We start from the raw sequence: 26,462 nt of genomic DNA, 5'->3' as shown, positions 1-26,462 counted from the left end.
CGTTATTCTCCCTTGCCTTGCTGAACAGCGAACACATCGGCAGCTTGCACGGTGTCACCGGTGTTGTTATCAAATGCATTACGGGTATAAGTAATGACTGCGGCGAGTTCTTTTAAACTGAGCTGCTTACCAAAGGCTTGCATGGCAGTGCCAGGTTTACCGTTGACGATAATGTCGATATGGGCGGCGCGATCATTTAGCACTAACTGACTGCCTTTGATCGCAGGGAAAATACCTGGCAAGCCTGCGCCAGTTGCCTGATGGCATGCCGCACACCACCCTTGATAAACTTGTTCGCCCGTTCTCATTAACTCTTCCATAGACATATTCATCGCCAGCAATTCACGCTCGGCAGCTTTCGCCTCGGCTAGGCGAGTTTCCTCAGCAGTAATCCAGGCGTAATAATCGGCAGGCTCTTTCGCAATCACTACAATAGGCATAAAAGCATGATCTTTACCGCACAGCTCTGCACATTGGCCACGATAAATACCCGGTACATCAACGCGCGTCCAAGCTTCATTGATAAAGCCTGGGTTCGCGTCTTTTTTAATGGCAAAAGCAGGCACCCACCAGGAGTGGATAACGTCATCGGAGGTCATTAAGAAACGGACTTTTTTACCTGTTGGAATCACTAAGGGGCGATCAACTTCTAGCAGATAGTTTTGCCCTTTGGCGAGTTTGTTGGAAATTTGCTCGCGCGGCGTTGCCAATAACGAAAAATATTCCACCTCATGCTCGAGATACCTGTAATGCCACTTCCATTGCGAACCCGTGACCAAAACCGTCACATCGGCAGCAGAAGTATCCTCCATAGCAATTAAGGTTTTAGTGGCTGGAAATGCCATCCCTATCAGGATAACGACCGGAATAGCCGTCCAAAGAATTTCGATTTTGGTGCTTTCATGAAAGGACGCCGGTTGCACCCCTCTTGCTTTGCGGTGGCGAATAATAGACCAAAACATGATGCCAAACACTACTGCGCCGATAACACAACAGATCCAGAAAATGGTCATATGCAGTTGATAAACCTGCTGACTTATTTCTGTCACGCCTTTAGTCATATTTAAAGGCATGCTATTGGATGCATGTGTCGATGCGGCAAAAAGCAGGAATGGCAGCGACCAAGCCAAACTACGTGCGTTTGTCACTGTACTTCTCCTCTGTCATTTGCAAATGCAAATTGCAGAAACTCCGTACACAGCACTACACGGTTTTTTGACTACCCACCCGACCGAATCTATGTGTTAAGTTTCGCAATTTTTTTATAGTTATTGTTTTAATTGATTTCGAGACTTAGGCTGAAATCAACCAATGCTTTTTTATTATTTTTTCAGCAGTGGCTGTCTAAGAATTGTCCAGGATTGAGATAATGTAAACCCCAAAAATGCAAAAGCACTGATAAAACCATCAGGTCATACCAGTGCAGTAGTAAAATAACTTATTGAGTAAGGGCAGATTTATAACCAGGAACCATTGCGGATCACCCCTACAGCCAAGCCTTCAATGGCAAAATGCTGCTGGCGCAAATCAACTTTGATAACATCAAAATCAGCATTTTCCGGCAACAATAACACCTGATGCCCTTGTCGCTGAAAACGCTTTACCGTAACTTCATCATCTACCCGCGCAACGATGACTTGCCCTGATTCTGCTTGAGCTGTTTTATGTACAGCAAGCAAGTCGCCATCTAAAATACCAATATCCTGCATACTCATGCCCTGTACTTTCAACAAGAAATCGGCATGTGGTTTAAACAAGTGCGCATCAATTTGATAATGATTTTGTACATGCTCTGCCGCTAGAATAGGCTGCCCAGCAGCTACCTTACCAATCAGCGGTAAGCCGAGTTGTTCGGGAGCACTATCGTCTTCAATTAATCGAATACCGCGAGATGTACCCGGCAACATCTCAATGACGCCTTTCTTGGCCAGTGCTTTCAAATGCTCTTCAGCCGCATTTGCCGATTTAAACCCCAACTTCAAAGCAATTTCCGCTCGCGTGGGTGGCATACCCGTTTCTATTTGGTAATCTTTGATAAGTTGCAGAATTTCAGCCTGCCGTGGTGTAAGTGGTCTCATCATAGTGCTGGCTACCTATACAGTATTTACTGTGAGTATATACAGCCTTTTAGCAATTGCCAAGTGTCTGTGCTTTTTTACCACTTATTACCACATAGCGCAGATAAATTGACCACTCTAGCAAACAGCATCTGACGAGTTAACCGAAATTTAAGGACGTTAAGCTGAGTTAGCTCTAAATTGTGGTATTCTACTGCACTTTTTTGAAATCTTACTTGGCTAATTTGAGTATGTTATCAAGTCTGTTACTGTTGACTAAACTGTTGAAATGGCCGCTACGGCTGCTGGTTAAATGCAAAATTGTGCCAGACAATCCGTTAGTTCAACTCGATATCGCGGTTGAGCGACCATTGTTTTACATTTGCCATACTGAATCTGCCAGCGATCTGGCGACCCTGCGTAGCGTTTGTCAGCAGTTAGAGTTGCCTGATCCGTTAGACAAGGTCACGCTGAATAATCAACAGTTACCGAGAACACTTTTTTTAGAAAAACCCCATCGTTTATTGGGTGCTAGAAAGAAAACCTTGGCGCTACAACATGGCCAAACGCTACTGGCTGCCCATCTTGCTGATCCAACGTTGCAAGCTCAGCTGATGCCCGCTGCCATATTATGGGGTCGCGCACCAGGTAAAGAAGACAGTATCAAATGGCTATTAGGGGAAGCCCACTCACCAAACTGGCTAGCAAAATTACTTATCGTGCTTGTCTCTGGCCGCCACACCTTGGTAAGACTCAGCAAACCGGTAGATTTGCACCAAATGGCCGACCAATTTGGAGCCGCAGAAGATACCGCACGCAAACTACTGAGGATGTCTCGCATTCATTTCTACCGCCAACGCTTAGCCGCCACGGGCCCGAAGCTGATGAATCGCAGCCAACTATTTAATGCACTCTTAGCGACGCCAGCGTTAAAAAAAGCGATTGCTGATGAGGCAAGCAGCAAACGGATTAGTCAAGCAGCGGCGCAACAAGAGGCACAGAAGTTATTACAAGAGATTGCCGCCGATTATCGCACCTCAACCTTGCGCTTTGGGGATCGTGTTTTAAGCTGGCTGTGGCAAAAATTGTACTACGGTATCAAAGTTAACAACGTGGATATGTTGCGTGATTTGGCGCAAAAAGGGCATGAAATTGTTTATGTCCCCTGCCACCGCAGTCATATGGATTATTTACTGTTAAGCTATATTATTTATCACCAAGGCTTAGTGCCACCGCATATTGCAGCTGGGATTAACCTGAATTTTTGGCCTGCTGGTACTTTATTTCGTCGGGGTGGGGCTTTCTTTATTCGCCGTAGTTTCAGTGGCAACAAGCTTTATTCTGCCGTCTTTCGGGAGTACTTAAGCCTGCTTTTTAGCAAAGGCTATGCCGTCAAATATTACACCGAAGGGGGGCGCAGCAGAACCGGTCGCCTCTTAACACCCAAAACCGGCATGCTAGCCATGACTGTCCAATCCATGCTAAGAGGTATTGATCGCCCAGTCACCCTTGTTCCGGTTTATCTTGGCTATGAACATGTGATGGAGGTGAATACTTACCTCAGCGAACTGCAGGGCGCTGGTAAAAAGAAGGAATCGGTAGGCGGGGTCTTCAAAGCGCTGCGTAATCTGCGTGATTATGGTTATGGCTATGTCAATTTCGGAGAGCCCATTTCACTGAATCAGTACTTAAATCAGCAAGTACCTGAGTGGAAAAGTGAAATTAATCCACTAGAAGCGCCCAAACCGCAATGGCTCAATCCAGTAGTAGCCACATTATCTGACCAAATTATGCGGCACATTAACCAAGCCGCAGCATTAAACAGCATAAATCTGCTAGCACTTTGCTTACTGGCTAGCGATAAACATACGCTGACTCGGCAAGAGCTGATACAGCAATTAAACTGTTATCTGACGTTACAACAGCAAGCACCTTATCATCGTTTTGTGAGCTTACCCGAAATGGATGCTGAGCAAATGATTGACCATGCAGAAAAAATGCAGAAAATTCAGGTGTGCAGAGACAGTTTTGGCGAATTAGTCAGCCTTACACCTGCCAGCGCAGTGTTAATGAGTTATTACCGCAATAATGTGCTGCATTTATTTATCTTGCCCGCCATTTTAGCCGCAGCGGTGCTACGCCAAGGCCAGCTTAGCCAACAACAACTACTCACTCAGGTGGAGCAGCTCTATGGCTTATTACGTCAAGAACTTTACCTCTACGTCCCCTCAGTATCGCAATACAGTAAAGCTATCTTACAGCAATTAGTTGCACAAGGGCTGTTACAACAAACAGGCGAGCTGTTCCATGCACCAGCCCAACATAGTCGCGAATATTTTATGCTCGATCTATTAGCGCATAACGCCGAACATACCTTACAGCGTTATGCGATGGTGTTTAATTTACTGCGCGCTCATGGCCCACTCAATCGAGCTGAATTAGAACAACAAAGCCATTTGTTAGCCCAGCGTTTATTGGTATTGCACGGTATTAATGCGCCTGAGTATTACGACAAGAATTTGTTTGCAACCTTAAGCCAAGCGTTAAAAGCGGAAGGCTATACGCAAGTAGACCAAGACAATAAGGTCTCAGCTACCGCCGCGCTAGCCAACCTAGCTAAAACGGTTAATTTATTGCTGCGCAGTGAAATATTGCAAAGTATTAACAGTATTATGCCAGCACGCTTGCCCCTCAAACCTGATATTCGCGAATAACGCCTTGCTGGATAGTGGTCGCAACAAGTTTGCCATCACGACTAAAAAATTGCCCCTGCACGAGCCCCCGGCCGCCTGACGCGGCTGGGCTATCTACAGCATAGAGCAGCCAATCGTCAAAACGGAAGTCATGATGAAACCACATCGCATGATCAATAGTAGCTACTTGCATGTGCGGCGCCATAAAAGAACGACCATGCGGCTGCAATGCTGTTGGTAAAAAATTAAAGTCTGACGCATAAGCTAATAAGTATTTATGTACTCTTACATCATCAGGCATGTGACCATTAGCTTTAAACCAGACAAAGCGTTTTGGTGCGCTCACTTGTGGTGAAAAGGGATTTTGAAAATCAACCGGTCGCATTTCGATTGGCTTTTCACAAATAAACTTACTGCGTAATTTTTCGGGGATTTGAGCCGCATGCTGCTGATAAAAATCAAGATCGGAAACTAACTCGTCAGGTCCTGGCACGTCAGGCATTGCGACCTGATGTTCAAAACCTGATTCTTCTGTTTGAAAAGAGGCCGTCATATAGAAGATCGGCTTGCCAAACTGAATAGCACTGACGCGCCGAGTACTAAAACTTTTACCATCGCGAATATTTTCAACTTCATACACGATGGGCTTGCTCGCATCACCAGGCCGTAAGAAATAAGAATGAAAGGAATGTACCTTGCGCTCCTCTGGCAAGGTTTCTTTCGCAGCGGATAACGCTTGTCCCATCACCTGACCGCCGAACACCGCTTTAAAACCTAAATCCTGACTCTGTCCCCGATAAAGCCCAAGCTCAATCGTCTCCAGCTTAAGTAAAGACAATAAATTTGCTAATACCTGACTCATACTTTGGCCTATTCTGCGATTTAAAGTCCTGTTATTCTGCCGTAAATAGAGGAGTCTGGCAAAATGAACTATTGGTTATTTAAAACCGAACCGGCAGAATGCAGTATTGATGATTTTGCACGAGCACCGCATCAGCCCATTATTTGGGAAGGCGTTCGAAATTATCAAGCAAGAAACTTTTTGCGCGATCAAGTGGCTTTACAGGATAAGGTTTTTATTTACCACTCTAGTTGCAAGCACATTGGCGTAGCGGGCATAGCGCAAGTTTGCCGAACTGCTTATCCAGATCCCAGCCAGTTTGTGCCAAGTAGCCCCTATTTTGATGTAAAATCGACGCTAGAATGCCCGCGATGGGTCGCTGTCGACTTAATTTTTGTTAGCAAGCTGCCGCAGTTAATTTCTCTAGATAAAATCAAACACTCGCCAAAAATGCGTGAATTACCTTTAGTACAAAAGGGGAATCGCTTATCGGTGATGCCGGTTACGGCAACGCAGTGGCAGGATCTATTGAACTTGTCCGCAAACTCAGGCTCTTAATTGCAAAGCCAACCTTGGAGTTAGCAAGATGCATAAGATTGCACATGCCGAGCGTCGCCATAACAGCAAAGCGCTGCACGATATTTGGGAACCCCTCAGCGCTGCGCAGAAGTTAGCGGTTATCGAATTACAGCGTTATGGTTATCAATTACGATTTGTGCGCCAGATGCCAACAGGACAGCTAGCAATTTTAGAGCTTGCCGAGAAATGTGCGGCTATTGATGAAACAGGCCAGATCGATATTGCCCCCTCACTCACAATTCGGCATTAAAGCCACACAACATCGCTAGGTACCAACGTTGTGCGGCCACAGCAGCAAGTTACTGCTGTAACTTGCGTTTAATATAAGCCGCAACCTGTTGCTCTAACACCGCAAGTGGCACACTACCATTTCCTAATACCACACCATGAAACTCACGAATATCAAACTTGTCGGCCAATTGGGTTTCCGCCTGTTGGCGTAAGCGTTTAATCGTTAACTCTCCTAACTTGTAAGATAAGGCTTGGCCTGGCCAGCTGATATAACGATCGATTTCAGTTTGCACATTGTGCATAGATAACGCGGTATTTTCTGCTAAAAAATCCATCGCTTGTTGCCGGCTCCAGCCTTTAGTATGCATACCGGTATCAACCACTAACCTGGCAGCGCGCCACATTTCATAGGTTAAGCGACCAAAGTTGCTGTAGGGATCTTGGTAAAAACCCATTTCCAAACCTAAATATTCTGCATAGAGTCCCCAACCCTCACCAAAGGCAGAGGTATAGAAAGAACGACGAAAATCGGCCAACTCAGTTTGCTCCCGCGCCAGAGAGATTTGCAAATGGTGGCCAGGAACCGCCTCATGCAAAGTGAGTGCTTCCATCTCATACAGGGGGCGTCGATTCAGCGCATAGGTATTTACCCAGTAAAAGCCCGCCTGATCATCCCGTGTTGCCCCAGAATAGCGGCCGGTTGTATATTTAGGGGCAATTTCCGCAGGAACTTCCACTACGCCATAAGGTGTTCTGGGTAACAAATTAAAAAAGCGCGGTAATTCTGCATCGGCGCGTTTGGATAACCACGCAGCGTAACGCATCAGTTCATCAGCAGAAGTGGCATAAAATTGCGGATCAGTTCGTAAAAAATGAATAAATTCGGCAAAGCTACCTTCAAAACCCAGACTGTCTATCACTTGCTGCATTTCAGCACGGATCCTCGCCACTTCAGCTAACCCGGTTTCATGCACTTGGGTGGGTGTTAATTGCAAGGTAGTATAATGCTCTAGTCGATTTTGATAAAAAGCACTGCCGTTAGGTAAAGCACTGGCGGCAATACTCTCTCTCGCACCAGGCAAATAATCCTCTACCATAAAGTCATAAAACGCCTGAAACGCAGGATTAACTTGTGTTTGGATCAACGTGATGGCTTGTTGACGGAACTGCTGCCATTGCTGCTCGTCTATACCGTCTGGCTTGCGCCTTAAGGGCTGAAAAAATACGCTTTGTTCAGGTTGCTGCGCAATATAGGAACTAATGCTTTGCTCAAACCCTTTTAACACCACTTTTGGTTGCGTAATACCTTGCGCTAAACCTTGCTGCATCAAAGCGGTTTGTTGCGCCATATAGGTTGGAATCGCAGTAAGACGCTGCAAATAGAGCTGATAATCTGCAACCTGACGTAAATTGCTACGCTGAAAGCTCATGGCTAAAAAGGTATGAAAGCCAGACTCAGAGGTCAGTGGCATAAAGTGAGCAGCAAAGCGATATTGATCAATCTCATCTGCTAGGCGATAGGCCAAAATAGCATGATCGATTTGCTCTTGTTCTGAGAGCGTGCTGACATCAACCGCCAACAAACGCTGTTGTAACGCTAAACGCTGTTGTTGCCGTTCAGCTAGTGCAGCTTCCGACATATCAATTAGGCTACCAGGCGCAGGCGTGCGAAGGGCTGTTTCTGCTTGCCAGATCTGCGCAGCAAGTTCAGAAAATGAAGGTGCTGCTGTTTCAGGTGCTTTACTCGCACATCCTGCTAACAGTAATGCCCCCGCCAGCAAACTCAAAGCCTTGCTCATTTTAATCATATAAAGTTCCCTGTTTCTTCTTCTAATGTAAACCCATTTAGTTTAGCAAGTTAGCGATTGTTAGTTCCTGATGCTACTGCATGTCTTGACTCTACAGCCTGACTAAATGTGAAATTTTGCTCAACACTTATTGATTGTAACGGCTTTTGCCACTGTGATCATGTACACAAGCCTTATATATTGGCGGTTTTATCGCTTCATTCTGCAGCATTACCGAGCTTTTTTTCACCCAACTGCTGGGAATTTCAACATATCTCTGAAAATATGCTGAAAACATATTGCCAGTCACGTTTTATCACGTACTATAGATTTGTTAATTAACTGGTAATCGCTACTGGAGCTCTGATTCGTGCTATGAAGTATAAAGATACGATGCAGCAAGCCATGGACAAAGCCGCCAAGGTGAGTGCATTTTTAACGCACAATCAATTGGCAGCGCACCCTATAAATTACACTGTAGGCTATGAATATATTAGCAGAAATAACAGTGAACTTTGCCAGGCCATTGAGCAAAAGCTAGCCGCCAAAGCCATGTTTGATGACTTTATCATGGCAGAGCTTTATAACCGCTACCTTTTGCCTGAACAACAACAGCAAGAACAATTGCTGCAGGATGTCTCAGGTATGGTGAGTAGACTTTCTGGTTATACCGATTTAGCAGCTGAAGCGACAGAGGACTTTATTGATCAACTTGATCATACGGTGTTTAAGCTTGAGCAGGATGCCATCCCTATGCCACCTGCTCTCGCCGAACTTAAGCAAGTCACTCTGTCCTACCGAAAACAGCAACAACTCCTCAATCAGCAACTTATCAGTGCCAACCAACAAAGCCATCAACTTCGCAACGAAATAGAACAACTTAAAAAACAACGATTACAAGACCCACTAACCGGTTTGTATAATAGAGTTGCCATGCAAAATCAGGTTGAATTATGGCTTAGTGAACAACCTGATCGGCGCATAGCTGCCATCTCGGTCGACTTGGATAATTTCAGTCAGTTTAATCAACGCTACGGGCAAACCATTGGTGATATTATTTTATCTAAGGTTGCGCGTAAGGTCGGCAGTTATGTGCAAGAGAGTGGCATGCCCGTGCGAGCAGGTGGTGAAGAGTTTTTGCTATTATTGCCCGATGTTGATTTACGCACGGCAGCTGAAATTGCTGAGCAAGTGCGTAAAGGTGTAGAAAAACTCCGTTTTGTGTCTGCTCGAGATAAAAAAAGCCTCCCCCCCATTACCATTTCATTAGGTGTGACGCTGTACCATGCGTCTGAAAACTGGTACGAGTTTCTAGCGCGTACCAATAATGTCATGAATCTGGCTAAGAAACGTGGCCGCAATCAAGTTGCAAGTGAAGCCTTAGTGACAGCTGTATAAGGTGATTAACACCTGCTCGATATTTTCAACAGCTGATTTCTCGCAGCTGTTGGCTCAGCTGGCGTAATCTTTTACACTAGCAGCCTATTAATCGTAATCAGGCACTGTTATGAGCGAACCTAGTAACTCCACCACGCATTTTGGTTTTAAATCGGTACCGGCTGAGCAAAAAGTTGCCATGGTCGCAGATGTATTTCATTCCGTGGCTGCCAAATATGACATTATGAATGATGTGATGTCGATGGGCATTCACCGCCTATGGAAGCGGTTCACTATTGACTGTAGTGGTGTCAGACCTGGTCAGCAAGTGCTCGACCTCGCCGGCGGTACTGGCGATATTACTGCGCTATTTTCCAAACGAGTCGGCCCTAGCGGTAAGGTCGTATTAGCCGATATCAACGAGTCAATGTTAAATGTGGGCCGTGATAAATTACGTGATCTTGGTTTAATCAATAATATCGAGTTTGTGCAAGCCAATGCCGAAGCACTGCCTTTTGCCGATAATAGCTTTGATATCATTTCGATTGGTTTTGGTTTAAGAAATGTCACTGATAAAGATGCCGCCTTACGCTCTATGTTCAGAGTACTAAAGCCAGGTGGGCGCTTATTAGTGCTGGAGTTTTCTAAGCCTACACATGACTGGCTTAGCAAAGCTTATGATCTGTATTCTTTCCGTCTGCTGCCATTTATGGGACAGTTGATTGCTAACGATAAAGAAAGTTATCAGTATCTTGCCGAATCGATCCGTATGCACCCTGACCAAGAAACATTAAAAGACATGATGGTCACAGCAGGTTTTGCTGAGGTGAGCTACCACAATCTGACAGGAGGTATAGTGGCATTACATCGGGGGTATAAATTCTGATGCTGCCACTGTTACCGCAACTGCTCTGTGCTGCGGCAGAGAAAATAAGCCGGCGCTTAATTGCGCTGGATCCTGCTTGTCAACCTGCATTACAACGTTTACAAGCAAAGCAGTTGTCGGTAACACTTCGCGATTTAAAATTGACGCTGGTGATAAGTGCCAGCCAAGATGCATTACTGTTTAACCAACATAATGAAGCAACTGATTGCCACATCAGTGCCGATCTCAACACACTAAGACAACTCAGAGATCCTAGCCAGCTAACACGTTTAATCAAAGCGGATGCCTTGCAAATCGAAGGGGATTTACAGGTTGCACAACAGTTTTCTCAATTCCTACAACAACTCAGCCCAGATTGGCAATTCGCACTATCGCAGTATGTTGGGGATGCGCTCGCTTACAAGCTGAGCAACACCCTGGACCAAATACAACGCTACCTGCAACAAAAAGGGCAGCAACTTGCCCAATTGCACGTAGAACTTGCTCAGGACGAATTATTGCTCACGCCCAGCCGCAGCGAGACTGAGCAATTTGCGCAACAACTCAGTCAATTGCAGGCAAGAGTCGAACTGTTGCGACGTCAACTTAATAGGTTACAGGAGTAAAAGGTGCGGATAAGCCGGTTTTACCAGATCCAAAAAACCTTATTGCAATATGGTCTGGATGAATTAATTCCACCACATTGGCAACCTTGGTATGCAAAACTGCTACGAAAAAGTTTATTCTGGTTAGGTAATCGTTATCCCCAGCATAGTATTGGCGCACGCTTGAGGCTGGCGTTACAGAGCCTAGGGCCAGTTTGGATTAAGTTTGGGCAGATGCTTTCCACGCGCCGTGATTTGTTACCGGCAGCCTTAGTCGATGAGTTAGCCATTCTGCAAGATAAAGTTGAGCCATTTCGTGGCGAGCAAGCGAAGGCTTTGATTGAAGAAGCACTCAATCTGACTGATATTAATGAATTATTCAGTAACTTTGCCTTGCAACCACTCGCCTCCGCGTCCATCGCGCAAGTGCATACCGCGCAATTAAAGCAAGACGATGGTCAACTCGCTGATGTGGTGATTAAGGTCATTCGACCAGGGATCCGCAAACAAATTATTGCTGACTTAGCATTAATGGACAGCTTAGCGGTAATGGCAGCCCGTTTTTTACCTGATGGCAAACGCCTAAGGCCACGCGAAGTGGTCGCTGAATATCGAAAAACCATCCTTGATGAGCTGGATTTACAGCGTGAAGCGGCTAATGCAATCCAACTTCGACGCAATTTCACCGATTCTGACTCCCTGTATATCCCTTTCGTTTATGCTGATCATTGCCGTAGTAACGTAATGGTTATGGAACGTATTTATGGCATCCCAGTATCGGATATACCGGCCTTGGAAGCACAAGGCACCAATATGGAGTTGCTTGCTAAACGCGGAGTAGAAGTCTTTTTTACCCAGGTCTTTCGTGACAGCTTTTTTCATGCTGATATGCATCCTGGGAATATCTTTGTCTCTTATGACCATCCAGAAAATCCAAAATATATCGGCATTGACTGCGGTATCGTCGGCACACTGAATGCAGAAGATAAACGCTATTTAGCAGAAAATTTTGTCGCTTTTTTTAACCGCGATTACCGCAAGGTGGCTCAACTGCACCTCGATTCCGGCTGGGTCCCTGCCCACACCAAGGTTGAAGAGTTTGAAAGTGCCATTCGCACTGTTTGCGAACCCATATTTCAAAAACCCTTGGCGGAGATTTCCTTTGGTCATGTTTTACTAAACTTATTTAATACTGCGCGTCGTTTTGAGATGCAGGTACAACCACAATTAGTCTTACTGCAAAAAACCCTATTATATATCGAAGGCTTAGGTAGACAGCTTTATCCACAACTTGATCTGTGGAAAACGGCAAAACCTTTTCTGGAGAATTGGGTAAAGCAGCAAGTGGGTTTACCGGCTATATGGCGACAAGTAAAAGAAAATTTCCCATTTTGGGCAGAAAAAATGCCTCAAATGCCGGAGCTATTACACCGTTATTTGGAGCAAGGCCCCAGACAACAACAAGCCTTGCTGTTGCAAGTACAGCAAATGCAACATCAGCAACAGCAAACCAAACAACAAATTATTAGCGCTATTCTTGCAGCAGCCTGTCTGATTAGTGCTAGTATAGCATTCAGCATCAGTACCGGATGGTTGGCTGCAACACTTGGCATTCTGGCAGCATTTTTTGCCATAAAAGCTTCACTGGCATAATTTACTCAGTCGCTGTAAGGTGCGCTCCGGTAATTTACGTAATAAAACGAGGAAGTTAACATGGGTTTTGGTGGTATTAGTATTTGGAATTTGCTGATCATTTTAGCCATTATAGTGCTGCTGTTCGGTACCAAGAAACTTCGGGGTATAGGTACCGATCTGGGTTCAGCCATTAAAGGCTTCCGCAACTCCATCAAAGATGAAGACCAAAAAGACGACGCAGAGCTAAAAGCAGATAGCAAACCCGTGCAGCTTGCTGAGCCAGCCAAACCGAGTGCTGAACCAACAACCAGCAACCAGCCTACGACTGAAAAAGATAAAGTGTAGTTATGGGTTTTTGGGAGCTGCTCATAATTGCGGTTGTCGCCTTACTGGTATTAGGCCCTGAGCGTTTGCCGGGCGCCATCCGCAGTACCATGAAAACTGTTCGAAGCATCAAACAATTTGGCTATCAAATGCAAGCCGAGTTAAATGATAATTTACGGGTGCATGAGTTGCATCAAAAGCTGAAAGATGCAGAAGCGAAGGGCATGTTGAATCTTACTGCTGATGAAACGGCAGCCATACAAGAGCTAACCGAAGCCGCTAATTCAGTCAGACCTGCTAATGCTCAAATCATGCCAGATGCCACTCCCATAGCGGTGGCAAAACCCAGTCAGCCCCTGAATGAGACCGCTGTAAAAGATGAAAACAAAACCGGATCCTGACAGCCTGTTGGGACACTTGCTTGAGCTACGTAATCGTTTGTTACGTTGCATAGTGGCAGTGCTGTTAGTCTTTATTTGCTTGGCCTATTTTGCCCGTGATATCTACGCCCTGCTGGCACAACCATTGTTAGCGGTGCTCCCCGAAGGCACTAGCATGATCGCGACCGATGTCGCAGCGCCTTTTTTCGCGCCTTTTAAACTCACCTTTATTGTCGCGATTTGTTTAGCGATCCCTTACATCTTATTTCAAGTTTGGCAATTTATTGCGCCGGCACTCTATAGCAAAGAAAAACGTCTGATGGCACCACTGGTGTTCAGCAGCACCCTGTTGTTTTATGCAGGTATAGCCTTCGCGTACTTTATTGTGTTTCCTCTGGTATTTGCTTTTTTCACCAGCGTGGCGCCCGCAGGTGTCACTATAGCAACCGACATTAGCAGCTATCTGGATTTTGTCCTGAAGTTATTCTTTGCGTTTGGTTTATCTTTTGAAATTCCTATCGCAATCTTGTTATTGGTATGGAGTGGTAGCGTATCGCGTGAAGCATTAGCAGAAAAGCGCCCATATATTATTGTCGCGGCATTTATACTAGGTATGTTACTCACGCCACCAGATGTGTTATCGCAAATTTTGCTCGCGATTCCGATGTGTTTACTATTCGAACTGGGGTTATGGTTAAGTCGCTTTTATGTGCCCAAAACGACAGAATCTCCCGAGGAGTCATCATGATAAATAAATTGTGTGTCATCTTCTGTTTGGCCTGGCTCAGTCCTAGCTTACTCGCTCAACCCAACTTAGCTTTGGCATTGGAAGCGTGTCGTTCAGAGCTGGATACGCAAAAACGTCTGGCTTGTTATGATCTTATCCCGCTCACTGAGAACCAAAAGGCACCTTCTGCAGCAACCTCTGTAACAGCGGTGATGGATCCTCAGCTCACAGCCCCAGCAGCTCAAAACAATTTCGGCCTAGAGAATAGAAAGCAAAACACAGATAACATTGACGAAATAGCTGGCATTGTTACTAAGGTTAGCAATGGTGCACATCAAAAATTAATTATTGAATTTGATAACGGGCAGGTTTGGCGTCAAACTGATTCTGCTATTTATGCTGTAAAAGTGGGTGAGCGTCATCATATTCGCCGCGGTGCTTTAGGAGCCTTTTATCTTGGCAATGAAAAATCTAATCGCCGTATCAAAGTAAGACGCGATCGCTAATATGCGCTGGTTTGATTGCGGAGTTAATTTATTTAGCGCGCAATTTGCTGATCAGGAAACGGCTATTATTGCCGCAGCCAATAACGCAGGCGTGACTCGCTGCCTGCTGATTAGTAGCGATTTAGCAGAAAGCAAAAAAAATACGCAGTTCAGTCAGCAACACCCTGGCTGCTACTGTACCGCGGGAGTGCATCCACATCAGGCCGCTCAAGTAGCCGATAACTGGCTATCAGAACTAACAGAGCAGTTGGCCAATCCTAAGATTGTCGCGATTGGCGAATGTGGTCTTGATTTTAACCGTGACTTTTCTCCAAGAGCGGTGCAGCAAGCCGTTTTCGCCGAGCAACTTAAACTCTCACAACACTTTAAGCTGCCAGTGTATTTGCACGAGCGCGATGCCTTTAGTACACAAATTGCAATGCTAAAAGAGCAACCGCCGCTAGCCGGTATCGCCCATTGTTTTACCGGCAATAGCCAACAACTGAAAGCCTATTTAGATTTAGGGTTGTATATCGGTATCACCGGTTGGCTTTGTGACGAGCGACGCGGCCAAGAACTGCAGCAAGCGCTAGCTTATATTCCGCTAGATAGATTAATTCTGGAAACCGATGCGCCTTATTTAATCCCCAGAAATATTCGGCCTAGACCACGTTGTAACAGCCCAGCGTTATTACCGGCTATCGGCAGTGAAGTTGCGCGTTTAACTGGGCGTAGCCTGCAACAGATCGCCGAGCAAAGTTATCAGAATAGTTGCCAACTATTGCAATTACCCGTTGAGGAACCCACAGATGCAAACTAATCGTTTCTTTCCTGCCAGTCGTTTACGTCGGATGCGCGAACATGATTTTAGCCGGCGTTTAATGGCAGAGCATCAGATCACTGTGAATGATTTGATTTACCCCATGTTTATCATAGAAGGCGAAAATACCCGAGAAAGTATCGCCTCTATGCCGGGTATCGAGCGTCTATCCTTAGATTTGTTAGTGACAGAAGCAAAAGAATTGGTGGCCTTGGGTATTCCGGCTATCGCACTTTTTCCAGTAACGCCAGCAGAGAAAAAGTCTGTTCTGGCTGAAGAAGCTTGGAACCCAAATGGCTTAGCGCAACGCGCCGTTAAATTATTAAAGCAACACGCGCCAGAGCTTGGCGTGATCACCGATGTCGCTCTAGATCCTTTCACCACGCATGGTCAAGATGGCATTATTGATGATAATGGCTATGTGTTAAATGACGTGACCACGGAAGCCTTAGTCAAACAAGCGCTGTCTCATGCAGCTGCAGGCGCTGATGTTATTGCCCCCTCCGATATGATGGATGGCAGAATAGGAGCTATTCGCGACGCGCTGGAAGAGGCTGGCTTTGTGAATACCCGTATTATGGCGTATTCGGCAAAGTATGCTTCTAGTTATTACGGTCCTTTTCGAGATGCGGTCGGCTCTGCCGGCAATTTAAAAGGGGGCAATAAAAAGAACTATCAGATGGATCCTGCCAACAGCAATGAAGCACTGCATGAAGTTGCCATGGATTTGGAAGAAGGCGCTGATATGGTGATGGTAAAACCTGGCATGCCTTATTTAGATATCGTGCGTCGGGTAAAAGACGAATTCGGCGTCCCGACCTTTGCTTACCAAGTCAGCGGCGAGTATGCCATGCATATGGCGGCTATTCAAAATGGTTGGTTGGCCGAACAACCGGTAATCATGGAGTCACTACTGGCATTTAAGCGCGCGGGTGCCGATGGCATTTTGACTTACTTTGCCAAAAAAGTGGCAATCTGGCTAAAACAATAAATTGTAGCTACCGGGAGCTACTGAATAAGCAGCTCCCAACCCGCTTGTTGCTGATATTGTATTTCCTGCTCTAGCTCTGCCCGCATTAAAGGATGCTGTTCTAACCAGCCACTTGGCATTACCAATACTAAGGATTCCGCCTTAGCGCTAATCGTCACTTGAGGTAATGCCTCATGCCGCCGTCGCATCGACAAAATCACCGCTAGACGCAAAATACGCGTAAGTCGCACAGTTAACAGCACTGAGGTCATGGTTTGCCGTGCGATCACTTCGCGAGCTATATCGGCTCTATGGTTATGCACCAAGGCCATAACCAGTTGCTGCTGTGCTCGGGTAAATCCAGGTAAGTCGGAATGATTGATGATGTAGGCACCATGATGGTGGTGATTTTTATATTCGATCAGTAAGCCCAGTTCATGCAATAAAGCGCCAGAGCGCAACATGCTATGACCTTCAAAGCGTTGTAAATCCCAACTACTTTGTAACTGGTCTGCTAGCTCAGCCGCCATTTCTGCCACCCGTGCCGCATGCTGCTGATCAATAAAATAGCGCACCATTAAGCTATTGACCGTACGATTTCGTACATTCGAGTCTTGTAGCTGCGGCAACATACTGTACAGCACCCCTTCGCGCAGCGCACCGCCTGATAGGGTCATACCGCGAATGTTTAGCTGGCGGAACAGCGCCACTAAAATCGCTAAACCCGAGGCGAAAACCTGCTTACGCTCTTGTGCTAAACCAATAATGTTTAACTGTTCAGCAGGACCACAGGCCATAGCTTGTTGCATAATATCTTCCAGCCGCTGCAAGGTAATCACTTCATCCTTGCCCTGCGCCACCAAAATTTCTTGCATCGCCTGCACCGTGCCTGAAGCCCCAACCGCAATTTGCCAACCTTCATCTAAAAAGCGTTGTTTAACGGTTTGAATTTCTTGCTCGGCAGCGGCTATCGCGGCATGGAAGTTGGCTTCACTTAATTGCTGATCACTGAAATAACGTTCAAGGTAGGTGACGCAGCCCATATTGAGGCTACTTAACACTGTTGGGGTAAAGCCTTGGCCAACCACCACTTCGGTACTGGCACCGCCTATATCAATCACTAAACGGTTACTATCGCTATTCGAGGTATGCGCAACACCAAGATAAATGATCCGCGCTTCATCTTCTCCGCTGATAACCTGAACTTTTTGACCTAAGATGGCTTCCGCTTCGTGTAAAAAAGCTTTGACGTTTTGGGCTAAGCGCAGTGTAGCCGTACCAACAATTCGGATATTTTCGGTAGGAATATCTTGTAAACGTTCCGCGAATAAAGCGAGGCATTCCCAGCCGCGCTTCATCGCTTTGTGGCTTAAGACGAGATTATCATTTAGGCCGGCGGCTAAACGCACTTTACGTTTAACCCGGCCAATCACCTGCACTGAACCACCGACTACCTTAACCATCAGCATATGAAAGCTGTTGGAGCCAAGGTCAATCACCGCATAAATATCACTATGCGGTGATTGTTGCATGGCAGCCGGCTCATTGCCTGGAGCTGCTTTAGCGAGGGCGATTGCGCGGAGATCTTGAGCCATTATTAGTGCGCCCATTATTGCTTCTGCTCGCAGAGCCACTGCGTGCCTGACCGGGCCGACGTCGCACTCTAGGTTTTGGCGGTGTCAGATCGGTTAATAACGCGTCGGCGTCGTATTGGGTAACCGCAATAGGATGACGAATATAGTCTTCTATCGCCGTTAAATTTAACGCATAACGCTCACAAGCAAAGCTAATGGCTTTACCACTCTCACCAGCCCGACCCGTCCGGCCTATGCGATGCACATAATCTTCGCAATCATCTGGCAGATCAAAGTTAAACACATGGCTCACTTTCGGAATATGTAAACCACGGGCGGCCACATCAGTGGCGACCAAAATATCTAATTTACCCGTGGTGAAGTCATCCAAAATTTTCAGGCGTTTTTTCTGAATAACATCACCGGTCAATAAACCAACGCGATGACCATCGGCATCTAACCAATGATAAACGTCTTCACAGGCATGTTTGGTATTAGCAAATACAATTGCTTTGTCTGGCCACTCTTCTTCGAGCAGGGTTAATAACAAAGGCATTTTATGTTCGTGTGCTGGGTAGAACAGCTCTTCGCTGATCCGACTCCCGGTCATTTCTTCCGGTGCAATATGGATATGGACTGGCTGATTCATTTTTTCAAACGCCAGTTCTTGCACTTTGTAGGATAAGGTTGCAGAAAATAACAAGCTCAGGCGTTCAGTCACCGGCGGCATGCGATTAAACATAAAGCGGATATCTTTAATAAAGCCCAAATCAAACATGCGATCGGCTTCATCCAGCACCACCACCTGTATTTGCGACAGTTCAAACAGACCTTGTTTCAGGTAATCAATTAACCGACCTGTGGTACCAATTAAAATATCCACACCCTGCTCGAGCAATTGCCGTTGAGAATCGTAACCTTCGCCCCCATAAATCAGCCCCAGACGTAAGTTAGCTTTTTGCGCTAACATAACAGCGTCGTTATGGATCTGAACGGCTAATTCCCGCGTAGGAGCCATTATAATCGCTCGAGGTTGCCCAGACCCTTTGGGTTCATGGGTAAGCAAGTGGTGAAAAGTAGCGGTTAAGAAGGCTAACGTTTTGCCCGTTCCAGTTTGCGCCTGTCCGGCAATATCTTTACCTGCTAAAGCAAGGGGTAAACATTGCGCCTGAATTGGCGTACAATAGCTGTAACCTTGAGCGTTAAGCGCGTCAAGAACCTGTGGCGCCAATGCGAAATCGGCGAATTTATGCGATGTTAAGTGTGTTTTATTCATACCTGCCTAGCATAACTGTTACGCTTGCAATAAGAAACAGCCGCGATTAAATTGATAACATATTTTAGCAGTGTAACTGCACAGCCTTAACGGAGAAATAGATGAGCGAACATATTTTACAGGTTTCTGACGACAGTTTCGAAACTGACGTATTAAAAGCAGAATTGCCAGTACTGGTAGACTTCTGGGCAGAGTGGTGTGGGCCTTGTAAAATGATTGCACCTATTCTAGACGATGTTGCCACTGAATATGTCGGCAAAGTAAGCGTCGCTAAAGTGAACATCGACCAAAACCCGAACACGCCACCGAAGTTTGGTATTCGCGGTATTCCTACGTTGTTGTTATTTAAAAACGGCCAGGTAGCCGCCACCAAAGTGGGCGCCTTGTCTAAAACGCAGTTAAAGCAGTTTTTAGACGACAATATCTAATTTAAAAAAAGGCGTATTAATGTACGCCTTTTTCTATTGTATACTGGACGTCCTGAAGTTCAGCTGCTATTGTGTGCAGTAGCAAATATCTTAAACCACGCTTGTCTGTCGAATATACCAACTTCTACCCTATATTTATTGAGCTGATAAGCATTAATCTGTTTTTACCAACAAGAACCCATCAAATATGCATTTAACAGAACTAAAACTGAAGCCAATTAGCGAACTGGTTGAGTTAGCTGAGTCTATGGGCCAAGAAAATATGGCTCGTCTACGCAAACAAGATATCATTTTCGCCATTCTGAAAGCCCATGCCAAAAACGGTGAAGAAATTTACGGTGACGGCGTGTTGGAAATTTTACAAGATGGTTTTGGTTTTCTAAGGTCTTCAGACAGTTCTTATTTGGCTGGCCCTGATGATATCTATGTGTCGCCCAGCCAAATCCGTCGTTTCAATTTACGGACTGGCGATAGCATCTCTGGCTTAATTCGCCCACCGAAAGAAGGCGAGCGTTATTTTGCACTCTTAAAAGTGAGTGAAGTTAACTTTGGTAAACCAGAACATGCCCGTAACAAAATTCTCTTCGAAAACTTAACCCCACTGCATGCTAACTCTCGTCTGCGGATGGAGCGTGGTAATGGCAGTCGTGAAGATATTACCGCGCGAGTATTAGATTTAGCCTCGCCCATCGGTCGTGGTCAGCGCGGTTTAATCGTAGCACCACCGAAAGCCGGTAAAACGATCCTGTTACAAAACATTGCCCAATCTATTGCCGCCAATCACCCAGAATGTGTGCTGATGGTATTACTGATTGACGAGCGTCCGGAAGAAGTTACCGAAATGCAGCGCCTCGTGAAAGGTGAAGTAGTTGCTTCAACCTTTGATGAACCCGCCAGCCGCCACGTTCAGGTTGCTGAAATGGTGATTGAAAAAGCCAAGCGCTTAGTTGAGCACAAGAAAGACGTTATTATTCTGCTCGACTCTATTACACGTTTAGCGCGCGCCTATAACACTGTGATTCCAAGCTCAGGTAAAGTGTTAACGGGTGGTGTTGATGCCAACGCCTTGCACAAACCGAAACGCTTCTTTGGCGCAGCCCGTAATGTGGAAGAAGGCGGCAGTTTAACTATTATCGCGACAGCTCTGGTGGATACCGGTTCAAAAATGGACGAGGTTATTTACGAAGAGTTTAAAGGTACCGGTAACATGGAACTGCACTTGTCACGCAAAATTGCCGAGCGCCGTGTATTCCCAGCCATTGATTTTAATCGCTCAGGCACCCGCCGCGAAGAGTTATTGGCCTCGCCAGAAGAACTGCAAAAAATGTGGATTCTACGCAAAATTCTCAACCCTATGGACGAGACAGATTGCATGGAGTTCTTAATTGATAAACTGTCGATGACCAAAACTAACGACGAGTTTTTCGATGCCATGAAACGGCAGAAATCTTAAAAAGCAACCGGCCAGTTAGGCCGGTTTTTTTTGGTCTAGCTTTTGGGCTCGAATGCTAAGCACCAATTTGTTGATGAATCAGCGGCGTTAATGCGCTATCAGCAAAGCTACATGCGGCTAAGTATTCTGCAATAGCATGCTCTGCCTGTTCGGCTGTTGCTGCATGCACCTGAGCAATCACTTGCCCTGCCTCTACTGCGCTACCCGCGGCCAAGATCTGACTAAAACCGACCGCAGGATCAATTTGCTGCGCCGGATGCGAGCGACCGCCCCCTAAACGCACCACCGCCATCCCCAAACCAATGGTATTGTTAAAATGCAGGATACCGCTTTGCGGTGCAGTGATCGCTTTCACCACGCTGGCCTTGGCTAAATAGTTATCCGGTTTTTCCAATAAATCGGTTGGGCCACCCAGCGCTGCCACCATTTTAGCGAAGATTTCCGCAGCTTTACCCGAGCTTAGGCTGTGTTCCAGTGCAGCAATGGCAGAGGCTTTATCCTGATATAATTTACCGAGCAGTAGCATATTGGCACCCAGCTCTAACGTCAGCTGATGCAAGCGCGGCTCGCGGTATTTACCGGTTAAATAATCCAGTGTTTCCACCACTTCTAAAGCATTACCTGCCGTAGTACCCAAGATCTGATTCATATCAGTGATCAATGCCCGAGTCGCGACACCCGCCCCCGTCGCAGTATTGACGATACTCTGCGCCAAAGCCTGGGCGTCATTGGCCGTAGCCATAATAGCGCCATTGCCAACCTTGACATCCATTACTAAGGCGTCGAGGCCTTCAGACAGTTTCTTCGATAAAATCGACGCCGTGATCAGCGGAATAGACTCGACCGTTGCCGTAACATCACGAATTCCATATAAGCGCCGATCGGCTGGGGCCAACTCGCTACTTTGACCGACAATAACACAGCCTAGATCTGGCAATAGCTGCTGAATACGGCTTAACGACTGGGTGCAGCTGTAACCAGGAATGGCTTCCAGCTTATCCACGGTACCGCCGGTATGGCCCAAGCCACGGCCTGCAATACTCGGCATATAGGCACCACAAGCCGCAACCATAGGCGCAAGCATTAAGGTGACTTTATCGCCGACACCCCCAGTACTGTGCTTATCCACTACCGGGCCATTTAACTTGCCCTGCCAGTTTAATACCTTACCGGAATCGCGCATGGCTAAGGTTAGCGCCACGGTTTCAGGTACTGTCATACCATTTAAATAAATCGCCATCGCCAAGGCAGCAGCCTGACTGTCACTAAAGCTATCATCGGTCAGCCCTTGTACAAATTGCTGGATTTCTGCGCGACTTAGCACCTGACCATTACGCTTAGTTTTGATAATTTCCTGAGGAATTGCCATGGTTGACCTTACTCCTGATTGACCTTGTTACTTGCCGCTAGATAAGTGGGGGTAAAGGCATCTGGCAATAACTGCTGTAAAGTCCAGCTTTGTTGCTGCCCGAGATGATTACAACTGGCGATGGGGCTATCGGGTAAATAGAATTCCGCAATCACCTGCCGGCAAATACCACAAGGGGGCGTTAACTTTTCTTGCGGGGTATAGACCATTAACGCCTGAAACTTGCGCTGCCCAGCGACTACAGCGGCAGCAATGGCGTTACGCTCTGCACACACAGTGCCGCCATAAGAGGCATTTTCGACGTTACAACCGGTGAAGATTTGACCATTCTCAGCCAGGATAGCCACACCCACTGGAAATTGACTATAGGGCGCATAAGCCTGCGCAGCGGCATCTTTGGCAGCCGTTTGTAGCGCTGCCCAATTGATTTCTGTCACGACAAAAACTCTGTTGCTAATGGGCATACAGTTTTGCCGCGTTTTGCGTCTGGGTCAAGGGGCGATAAGCCAATTAACCTAAAATGGCTGGCGAAATAAGCTAAGGGGTGTTGAGGCTAAACAGATCCGCATCTAACTGCGCTGGAAATTTTGCCCGAAATGCCTGCAATGCCGACAAATCGACAGTGGCATACAGGATCCCGGCTTGTTCAGGCGCTAATTCTGCTAGCGGCTGCCCCAAATAATCGACCAGCAAACTGTCTCCGCGATAATCGATGCCATTAGCATCCTGTCCCACTCGGTTACAGCCAAACACATAGGCCTGATTTTCAATGGCCCGAGCCTGTAACAACAACCACCAAGCACGGCTGCGGGCAGCGGGCCAATTCGCCACATAAATAATGGCATCGTAGTCAGCACGATTTCGGCTAAAAACCGGAAAACGTAAATCGTAGCAAACCTGTAATAAGATGCGCCAACCGCGATAACTGACAATCACTCGCTCGCTGCCAGCCTGATACGCTTGATGCTCACCGGCCATTCGGAATAAATGCCGCTTATCATAATGCTGCACTTGACCATCGGGGGTTACAAAATATAAGCGGTTTACCAAAGCACCCTTGGTCGTGCGTACCGCTAAAGAACCTGCAATAGCGCACTGATATTGGGCGGCTTGCGCCTGCATCCAGCAAAGTGCTGGTCCGGGTTCAGTTTCAGCAATGTGAACGCTATCCATGCTAAAGCCGCTGGCAAACATCTCGGGTAGCACAATAAGATCAACGGCTTTAAGGGTAGCCAGCTGCGTTGCAAGCTGTTGTAAATTGGCCTGACAATCCTGCCAGACCAGCGCGGTTTGCAGCAAGGCAACCTTTAAAGTTGACATAACACCTCCGCGGCAGCAGCCAGGGTTTGCGGTTGCTTGGCAAAACAAAGACGAATAATTCGTGCGTCAGAGCCTTGCTGATAAAATACCGACAACGGAATAGCCGCCACCTTATGCTCTACCGTTAGCCATTGGCAGAACTCAATATCGGTGAGATCAGGGGCAATAGCACGGTAATCGACCAGCTGAAAATAGGTGCCTTGGCAAGGCAGCAGCTGCAAACGACTTTTCGCCAATTGCTGTGCAAAAAAATCTCGTTTTTGCTGATAAAACGCCCCCAAACCACTCACCTGCTCAGGCTGCGACGCCAACATATCAGCAATAGCATATTGTGCCGGGGTAAAGCTGGCAAAGGTCACATATTGATGGATCTTACGAAACTCCGCCGATAACGCAGCAGGGGCAATGGCATAACCCAGTTTCCAACCTGTCACATGAAAGGTTTTACCAAAAGACGACACCACCACAGTGCGTTCAGCCAAGGCGGCAAAACAATGTGCACTAAGCTGTGGTTTGGCATCAAACACCATATGTTCATACACTTCATCGCTAATACAATATAAGCCGTGCTGACAAACCAACTGCTCAAGTGCCCGCCAATCGGTTTGGCTAAACACCATACCCGTTGGATTATGCGGGCTATTAACAATAATTAAACGAGTACGCGGCGTAATAGCGGCTGCAACGCGCTGCCAATCAACGTGATAATCGGGCGCTTCCAAGCGCAAATGCACCGGTATGCCGCCGGCCAGCTGAATGGCTGGGCTGTAGCTATCATAGGCGGGATCAAACAAAATGACTTCATCACCCTGCTGTACCAGCATTTGAATTGCCACAAATAGCGCCTCGGTTGCACCCGAGGTTACGGTAATCTCTGTCTCTGCACTCACCTGACGCTGATAGCAGCGTGCGGTTAAGGCCGTAATTTGTTCACGCAATACCAGCACGCCAGGCATAGGCGCATATTGATTTAACCCTGCGTGGCTATGCTCGGCTAAGCGCGCCAGCAAGCGGCTATCGGCAGGAAAGTCTGGAAAACCCTGAGATAAATTAATGGCTTGATGTTGCGCGGCTAAGTGCGACATCTGACTAAAAATGGTGGTACCCACCGCAGGTAACTTGGAGATAATCGACATAGGAAGAGAAACAGTTGCGAAAACCTGCATCAATGCTATCATTTGGCTAGTTTTAAGTATAGACATCTAAACGTTCAAACGTATATACCCCTCATTTTTGAAGATACGGGGGTGTTGGCTGCTGTTACCTTAACGCCGACAAAGCTGACAAAATGAATGTTCAAAACAAGGTTGCGCCTACAGCAGCCAAGATGTCGCAATCAGGTCTTACAAATATGAATCATATGACACACGTACAACAGCTCAACCCCAATGCCGTAGCACTCTGTAGCCTAGGGCGCTGGATCGCGAGCCGCAATTGGGTACCGGCTACCGGCGGTAATTTTTCTATTCGCCAAGATGAAAATACCGCTTTAGTCACGGCCTCAGGTCGCGACAAAGGCGAGCTTAGCCCGCAAGATTTACTACCGGTAAGCTGGCAGCAAGAGCAACTGTTTAGCCCGCTTGGCACGCCTTCGGCTGAAACCGCCCTACATGCTCAGTTATATCAATTAGATCCTGCGATAAAAGTGGTGCTACATACGCACTCCGTTGCTGCGACGGTATTTTCCCGTATTATTAGCAGTGAGCAGTATTTGTTTAGCGGCTATGAAATGCAAAAGGCCATAACAGGCGTAAATAGTCACGAGCAGAGCTTGCCGCTGGCCATTTTCGATAACACGCAGGACATTCCAGCACTAGCACAACAGGTCAAACGCTGCTGGCAAGCTAAGCCACTGAATTTTGGTTTATTAGTACGTGGCCATGGCCTTTATGTCTGGGGCTATAGTCTGGAGCAAGCAAAAAGACATTTAGAAGGCTGGGAATTTCTTATAAACTGCGAGCTTGAACGTATTAAATTAACAGGAAAGCCGTGAAGTACTCCGCCATTATCACCGATATCGAAGGCACAACCAGCCGCATTAGTTTTGTGACCGAGGTGTTGTTTCCTTACGCTCGGCAGCATTTACCTGCCTTTGTGCGCCGTCAGTACCAGCAACCTGAAGTTGCGCAAGAACTTGCCGCAGTGCGCCAGCAGTTACAACAGCCTGAGGCTGATATCGAGCAATGTATTAGCGCCCTGCTGAGCTGGTTGGACGCAGACCAAAAAATTACCCCACTAAAAAGCTTACAGGGTATGATTTGGCGCGCAGGCTACGAGCAAGGCCATTTCACCGGCCACCTCTATCCCGATGTGGTAGCACAGTTACAGGCTTGGCATGCGCAAGGCATTAAGCTGTATATCTATAGCTCTGGCTCAGTCGCCGCGCAGCAGTTACTGTTTCAGTACAGTGATGCTGGCGATCTTACGCCGCTGCTAAGTGGCTATTTTGATACCCGCATTGGCGCGAAACGTGAACTCTCAAGTTATGCCGCCATTTTACAACAACTACAACTACCGCCAAATCAGGTGTTGTTTTTATCCGATGTCGTAGCCGAGCTGGATCCAGCAAGAGAGCTGGGTATGGCTACAGTGCAATTAATCCGCGAGCAACAAGCCGCTGGCGATCATGCTATCGCGCACGATTTTTATCAGATAGAGGTATAACG

General features: G+C 46.7%; 27 protein-coding genes. 17 read left to right on the top strand and 10 right to left on the bottom strand.

Annotated elements, in window-relative coordinates; genetic code table 11:
• Positions 1 to 2: 2 nt before the first annotated feature.
• The gene (gene coxB / locus ACO1PK_RS07655) at positions 3 to 1,073 is read right to left on the bottom strand and encodes a cytochrome c oxidase subunit II (RefSeq protein ID WP_423188181.1); all 1,071 of its coding nucleotides are present in this window, start codon (positions 1,071 to 1,073) and stop codon (positions 3 to 5) included.
• A gap of 384 nt (positions 1,074 to 1,457) precedes the next feature.
• Complete coding sequence (lexA, locus tag ACO1PK_RS07650) at positions 1,458 to 2,078, bottom strand: transcriptional repressor LexA (RefSeq protein WP_423188180.1); 621 nt, start codon at positions 2,076 to 2,078, stop codon at positions 1,458 to 1,460.
• A gap of 230 nt (positions 2,079 to 2,308) precedes the next feature.
• Here lexA and plsB point away from each other — a divergent pair, with 230 nt between their 5' ends.
• The gene (plsB, locus tag ACO1PK_RS07645) at positions 2,309 to 4,771 is read left to right on the top strand and encodes a glycerol-3-phosphate 1-O-acyltransferase PlsB (RefSeq protein ID WP_423188074.1); all 2,463 of its coding nucleotides are present in this window, start codon (positions 2,309 to 2,311) and stop codon (positions 4,769 to 4,771) included.
• Here the strand turns inward: plsB and tesB are convergent.
• Complete coding sequence (gene tesB, locus ACO1PK_RS07640; protein ID WP_423188073.1) at positions 4,749 to 5,612, bottom strand: acyl-CoA thioesterase II; 864 nt, start codon at positions 5,610 to 5,612, stop codon at positions 4,749 to 4,751. The two genes, plsB and tesB, sit on opposite strands and share 23 nt — an antisense overlap.
• Before the next feature lie 63 nt (positions 5,613 to 5,675).
• On the opposite strand from tesB, the gene ACO1PK_RS07635 reads away from it, so the two are divergent.
• Positions 5,676 to 6,149: an EVE domain-containing protein gene (locus ACO1PK_RS07635; protein ID WP_423188072.1), complete on the top strand. Its 474-nt coding sequence runs from the start codon at positions 5,676 to 5,678 to the stop codon at positions 6,147 to 6,149.
• 28 nt (positions 6,150 to 6,177) lie between these two features.
• Positions 6,178 to 6,420 (top strand): hypothetical protein, encoded by a 243-nt coding sequence (locus tag ACO1PK_RS07630; RefSeq protein WP_423188071.1) that lies wholly within the window; start codon positions 6,178 to 6,180, stop codon positions 6,418 to 6,420.
• Positions 6,421 to 6,469: 49 nt separating this feature from the next.
• Here the strand turns inward: ACO1PK_RS07630 and ACO1PK_RS07625 are convergent, their stop codons facing one another.
• Complete coding sequence (locus ACO1PK_RS07625) at positions 6,470 to 8,209, bottom strand: DUF885 domain-containing protein (protein WP_423188070.1); 1,740 nt, start codon at positions 8,207 to 8,209, stop codon at positions 6,470 to 6,472.
• Between the two features lie 354 nt (positions 8,210 to 8,563).
• Between ACO1PK_RS07625 and ACO1PK_RS07620 the strand changes: the two genes are divergently transcribed.
• The 10 genes from ACO1PK_RS07620 to hemB all read left to right on the top strand — a co-directional run bounded on the left by ACO1PK_RS07620 (position 8,564) and on the right by hemB (position 16,397).
• Positions 8,564 to 9,586, top strand: a complete 1,023-nt coding sequence (locus ACO1PK_RS07620) for a GGDEF domain-containing protein (protein ID WP_423188069.1) — start codon at positions 8,564 to 8,566, stop codon at positions 9,584 to 9,586.
• 109 nt (positions 9,587 to 9,695) lie between these two features.
• Positions 9,696 to 10,451 carry a bifunctional demethylmenaquinone methyltransferase/2-methoxy-6-polyprenyl-1,4-benzoquinol methylase UbiE gene (ubiE, locus tag ACO1PK_RS07615; protein ID WP_423188068.1) on the top strand — a complete coding sequence of 252 codons (756 nt, stop codon included), beginning with the start codon at positions 9,696 to 9,698 and terminating at the stop codon, positions 10,449 to 10,451.
• Complete coding sequence (locus tag ACO1PK_RS07610; RefSeq protein ID WP_423188067.1) at positions 10,451 to 11,056, top strand: ubiquinone biosynthesis accessory factor UbiJ; 606 nt, start codon at positions 10,451 to 10,453, stop codon at positions 11,054 to 11,056. Before ubiE ends, ACO1PK_RS07610 begins: the two co-directional genes overlap by 1 nt.
• Positions 11,057 to 11,059: 3 nt before the next feature.
• Complete coding sequence (ubiB, locus tag ACO1PK_RS07605) at positions 11,060 to 12,688, top strand: ubiquinone biosynthesis regulatory protein kinase UbiB (protein WP_423188066.1); 1,629 nt, start codon at positions 11,060 to 11,062, stop codon at positions 12,686 to 12,688.
• 60 nt (positions 12,689 to 12,748) lie between these two features.
• Positions 12,749 to 13,015 carry a twin-arginine translocase TatA/TatE family subunit gene (gene tatA / locus ACO1PK_RS07600; protein ID WP_423188065.1) on the top strand — a complete coding sequence of 89 codons (267 nt, stop codon included), beginning with the start codon at positions 12,749 to 12,751 and terminating at the stop codon, positions 13,013 to 13,015.
• A 2-nt stretch (positions 13,016 to 13,017) separates the two neighbouring features.
• The gene (gene tatB / locus ACO1PK_RS07595; protein ID WP_423188064.1) at positions 13,018 to 13,395 is read left to right on the top strand and encodes a Sec-independent protein translocase protein TatB; all 378 of its coding nucleotides are present in this window, start codon (positions 13,018 to 13,020) and stop codon (positions 13,393 to 13,395) included.
• Positions 13,373 to 14,122, top strand: coding sequence for a twin-arginine translocase subunit TatC (gene tatC / locus ACO1PK_RS07590; RefSeq protein ID WP_423188063.1), 750 nt, complete (start codon positions 13,373 to 13,375; stop codon positions 14,120 to 14,122). The genes tatB and tatC overlap by 23 nt, the downstream gene beginning before the upstream one ends.
• The gene (locus ACO1PK_RS07585) at positions 14,119 to 14,607 is read left to right on the top strand and encodes a hypothetical protein (protein WP_423188062.1); all 489 of its coding nucleotides are present in this window, start codon (positions 14,119 to 14,121) and stop codon (positions 14,605 to 14,607) included. Before tatC ends, ACO1PK_RS07585 begins: the two co-directional genes overlap by 4 nt.
• 1 nt (position 14,608) lies before the next feature.
• Positions 14,609 to 15,406 carry a TatD family hydrolase gene (locus tag ACO1PK_RS07580; RefSeq protein WP_423188061.1) on the top strand — a complete coding sequence of 266 codons (798 nt, stop codon included), beginning with the start codon at positions 14,609 to 14,611 and terminating at the stop codon, positions 15,404 to 15,406.
• Positions 15,396 to 16,397 (top strand): porphobilinogen synthase, encoded by a 1,002-nt coding sequence (gene hemB / locus ACO1PK_RS07575; protein ID WP_423188060.1) that lies wholly within the window; start codon positions 15,396 to 15,398, stop codon positions 16,395 to 16,397. Before ACO1PK_RS07580 ends, hemB begins: the two co-directional genes overlap by 11 nt.
• Before the next feature lie 17 nt (positions 16,398 to 16,414).
• On the opposite strand, the gene gppA is transcribed toward hemB, so the two are convergent.
• Entirely contained in the window at positions 16,415 to 17,908 is a 1,494-nt protein-coding gene (gppA, locus tag ACO1PK_RS07570; protein WP_423188179.1) for a guanosine-5'-triphosphate,3'-diphosphate diphosphatase, read from the bottom strand.
• A gap of 28 nt (positions 17,909 to 17,936) precedes the next feature.
• Positions 17,937 to 19,226: an ATP-dependent RNA helicase RhlB gene (gene rhlB, locus ACO1PK_RS07565; protein ID WP_423188059.1), complete on the bottom strand. Its 1,290-nt coding sequence runs from the start codon at positions 19,224 to 19,226 to the stop codon at positions 17,937 to 17,939.
• Between the two features lie 101 nt (positions 19,227 to 19,327).
• On the opposite strand from rhlB, the gene trxA reads away from it, so the two are divergent.
• Positions 19,328 to 19,654, top strand: a complete 327-nt coding sequence (gene trxA, locus ACO1PK_RS07560; RefSeq protein WP_423188058.1) for a thioredoxin TrxA — start codon at positions 19,328 to 19,330, stop codon at positions 19,652 to 19,654.
• Positions 19,655 to 19,841: 187 nt separating this feature from the next.
• Positions 19,842 to 21,107 carry a transcription termination factor Rho gene (gene rho / locus ACO1PK_RS07555; RefSeq protein ID WP_423188057.1) on the top strand — a complete coding sequence of 422 codons (1,266 nt, stop codon included), beginning with the start codon at positions 19,842 to 19,844 and terminating at the stop codon, positions 21,105 to 21,107.
• 55 nt (positions 21,108 to 21,162) lie between these two features.
• Here the strand turns inward: rho and deoA are convergent, their stop codons facing one another.
• The 4 genes from deoA to ACO1PK_RS07535 all read right to left on the bottom strand — a co-directional run bounded on the left by deoA (position 21,163) and on the right by ACO1PK_RS07535 (position 24,962).
• Positions 21,163 to 22,476 (bottom strand): thymidine phosphorylase, encoded by a 1,314-nt coding sequence (gene deoA / locus ACO1PK_RS07550; RefSeq protein ID WP_423188056.1) that lies wholly within the window; start codon positions 22,474 to 22,476, stop codon positions 21,163 to 21,165.
• Between the two features lie 8 nt (positions 22,477 to 22,484).
• Complete coding sequence (locus ACO1PK_RS07545; RefSeq protein WP_423188055.1) at positions 22,485 to 22,913, bottom strand: cytidine deaminase; 429 nt, start codon at positions 22,911 to 22,913, stop codon at positions 22,485 to 22,487.
• A gap of 100 nt (positions 22,914 to 23,013) precedes the next feature.
• Complete coding sequence (locus tag ACO1PK_RS07540) at positions 23,014 to 23,796, bottom strand: amidohydrolase (protein WP_423188054.1); 783 nt, start codon at positions 23,794 to 23,796, stop codon at positions 23,014 to 23,016.
• Entirely contained in the window at positions 23,784 to 24,962 is a 1,179-nt protein-coding gene (locus tag ACO1PK_RS07535; protein ID WP_423188053.1) for a methionine aminotransferase, read from the bottom strand. The genes ACO1PK_RS07540 and ACO1PK_RS07535 overlap by 13 nt, the downstream gene beginning before the upstream one ends.
• A 185-nt stretch (positions 24,963 to 25,147) precedes the next feature.
• On the opposite strand from ACO1PK_RS07535, the gene ACO1PK_RS07530 reads away from it, so the two are divergent.
• The gene (locus ACO1PK_RS07530) at positions 25,148 to 25,789 is read left to right on the top strand and encodes a methylthioribulose 1-phosphate dehydratase (RefSeq protein ID WP_423188178.1); all 642 of its coding nucleotides are present in this window, start codon (positions 25,148 to 25,150) and stop codon (positions 25,787 to 25,789) included.
• Positions 25,786 to 26,460 carry an acireductone synthase gene (gene mtnC, locus ACO1PK_RS07525; protein WP_423188052.1) on the top strand — a complete coding sequence of 225 codons (675 nt, stop codon included), beginning with the start codon at positions 25,786 to 25,788 and terminating at the stop codon, positions 26,458 to 26,460. Before ACO1PK_RS07530 ends, mtnC begins: the two co-directional genes overlap by 4 nt.
• Positions 26,461 to 26,462: the final 2 nt, after the last annotated feature.

It is taken from the genome of Alishewanella sp. d11 (assembly GCF_049390205.1).
In the GTDB taxonomy this organism is placed as follows: Bacteria; Pseudomonadota; Gammaproteobacteria; order Enterobacterales; family Alteromonadaceae; genus Alishewanella.
This window is presented reverse-complemented; position numbering and strand designations above follow the sequence as displayed.

Excerpts from the sequence above, each read along its gene's own strand:
- coxB (WP_423188181.1), bottom strand. The coding sequence starts at position 1,073 with ATGCCTTTAAATATGACTAAAGGCGTGACAGAAATAAGTCAGCAGGTT.
- lexA (WP_423188180.1), bottom strand. The coding sequence starts at position 2,078 with ATGAGACCACTTACACCACGGCAGGCTGAAATTCTGCAACTTATCAAA.
- plsB (WP_423188074.1), top strand. The coding sequence starts at position 2,309 with ATGTTATCAAGTCTGTTACTGTTGACTAAACTGTTGAAATGGCCGCTA.
- tesB (WP_423188073.1), bottom strand. The coding sequence starts at position 5,612 with ATGAGTCAGGTATTAGCAAATTTATTGTCTTTACTTAAGCTGGAGACG.
- ACO1PK_RS07635 (WP_423188072.1), top strand. The coding sequence starts at position 5,676 with ATGAACTATTGGTTATTTAAAACCGAACCGGCAGAATGCAGTATTGAT.
- ACO1PK_RS07630 (WP_423188071.1), top strand. The coding sequence starts at position 6,178 with ATGCATAAGATTGCACATGCCGAGCGTCGCCATAACAGCAAAGCGCTG.
- ACO1PK_RS07625 (WP_423188070.1), bottom strand. The coding sequence starts at position 8,209 with ATGATTAAAATGAGCAAGGCTTTGAGTTTGCTGGCGGGGGCATTACTG.
- ACO1PK_RS07620 (WP_423188069.1), top strand. The coding sequence starts at position 8,564 with ATGAAGTATAAAGATACGATGCAGCAAGCCATGGACAAAGCCGCCAAG.
- ubiE (WP_423188068.1), top strand. The coding sequence starts at position 9,696 with ATGAGCGAACCTAGTAACTCCACCACGCATTTTGGTTTTAAATCGGTA.
- ACO1PK_RS07610 (WP_423188067.1), top strand. The coding sequence starts at position 10,451 with ATGCTGCCACTGTTACCGCAACTGCTCTGTGCTGCGGCAGAGAAAATA.
- tatA (WP_423188065.1), top strand. The coding sequence starts at position 12,749 with ATGGGTTTTGGTGGTATTAGTATTTGGAATTTGCTGATCATTTTAGCC.
- tatB (WP_423188064.1), top strand. The coding sequence starts at position 13,018 with ATGGGTTTTTGGGAGCTGCTCATAATTGCGGTTGTCGCCTTACTGGTA.
- tatC (WP_423188063.1), top strand. The coding sequence starts at position 13,373 with ATGAAAACAAAACCGGATCCTGACAGCCTGTTGGGACACTTGCTTGAG.
- ACO1PK_RS07585 (WP_423188062.1), top strand. The coding sequence starts at position 14,119 with ATGATAAATAAATTGTGTGTCATCTTCTGTTTGGCCTGGCTCAGTCCT.
- ACO1PK_RS07580 (WP_423188061.1), top strand. The coding sequence starts at position 14,609 with ATGCGCTGGTTTGATTGCGGAGTTAATTTATTTAGCGCGCAATTTGCT.
- hemB (WP_423188060.1), top strand. The coding sequence starts at position 15,396 with ATGCAAACTAATCGTTTCTTTCCTGCCAGTCGTTTACGTCGGATGCGC.
- gppA (WP_423188179.1), bottom strand. The coding sequence starts at position 17,908 with ATGCAACAATCACCGCATAGTGATATTTATGCGGTGATTGACCTTGGC.
- rhlB (WP_423188059.1), bottom strand. The coding sequence starts at position 19,226 with ATGAATAAAACACACTTAACATCGCATAAATTCGCCGATTTCGCATTG.
- trxA (WP_423188058.1), top strand. The coding sequence starts at position 19,328 with ATGAGCGAACATATTTTACAGGTTTCTGACGACAGTTTCGAAACTGAC.
- rho (WP_423188057.1), top strand. The coding sequence starts at position 19,842 with ATGCATTTAACAGAACTAAAACTGAAGCCAATTAGCGAACTGGTTGAG.
- deoA (WP_423188056.1), bottom strand. The coding sequence starts at position 22,476 with ATGGCAATTCCTCAGGAAATTATCAAAACTAAGCGTAATGGTCAGGTG.
- ACO1PK_RS07540 (WP_423188054.1), bottom strand. The coding sequence starts at position 23,796 with ATGTCAACTTTAAAGGTTGCCTTGCTGCAAACCGCGCTGGTCTGGCAG.
- ACO1PK_RS07535 (WP_423188053.1), bottom strand. The coding sequence starts at position 24,962 with ATGCAGGTTTTCGCAACTGTTTCTCTTCCTATGTCGATTATCTCCAAG.
- ACO1PK_RS07530 (WP_423188178.1), top strand. The coding sequence starts at position 25,148 with ATGAATCATATGACACACGTACAACAGCTCAACCCCAATGCCGTAGCA.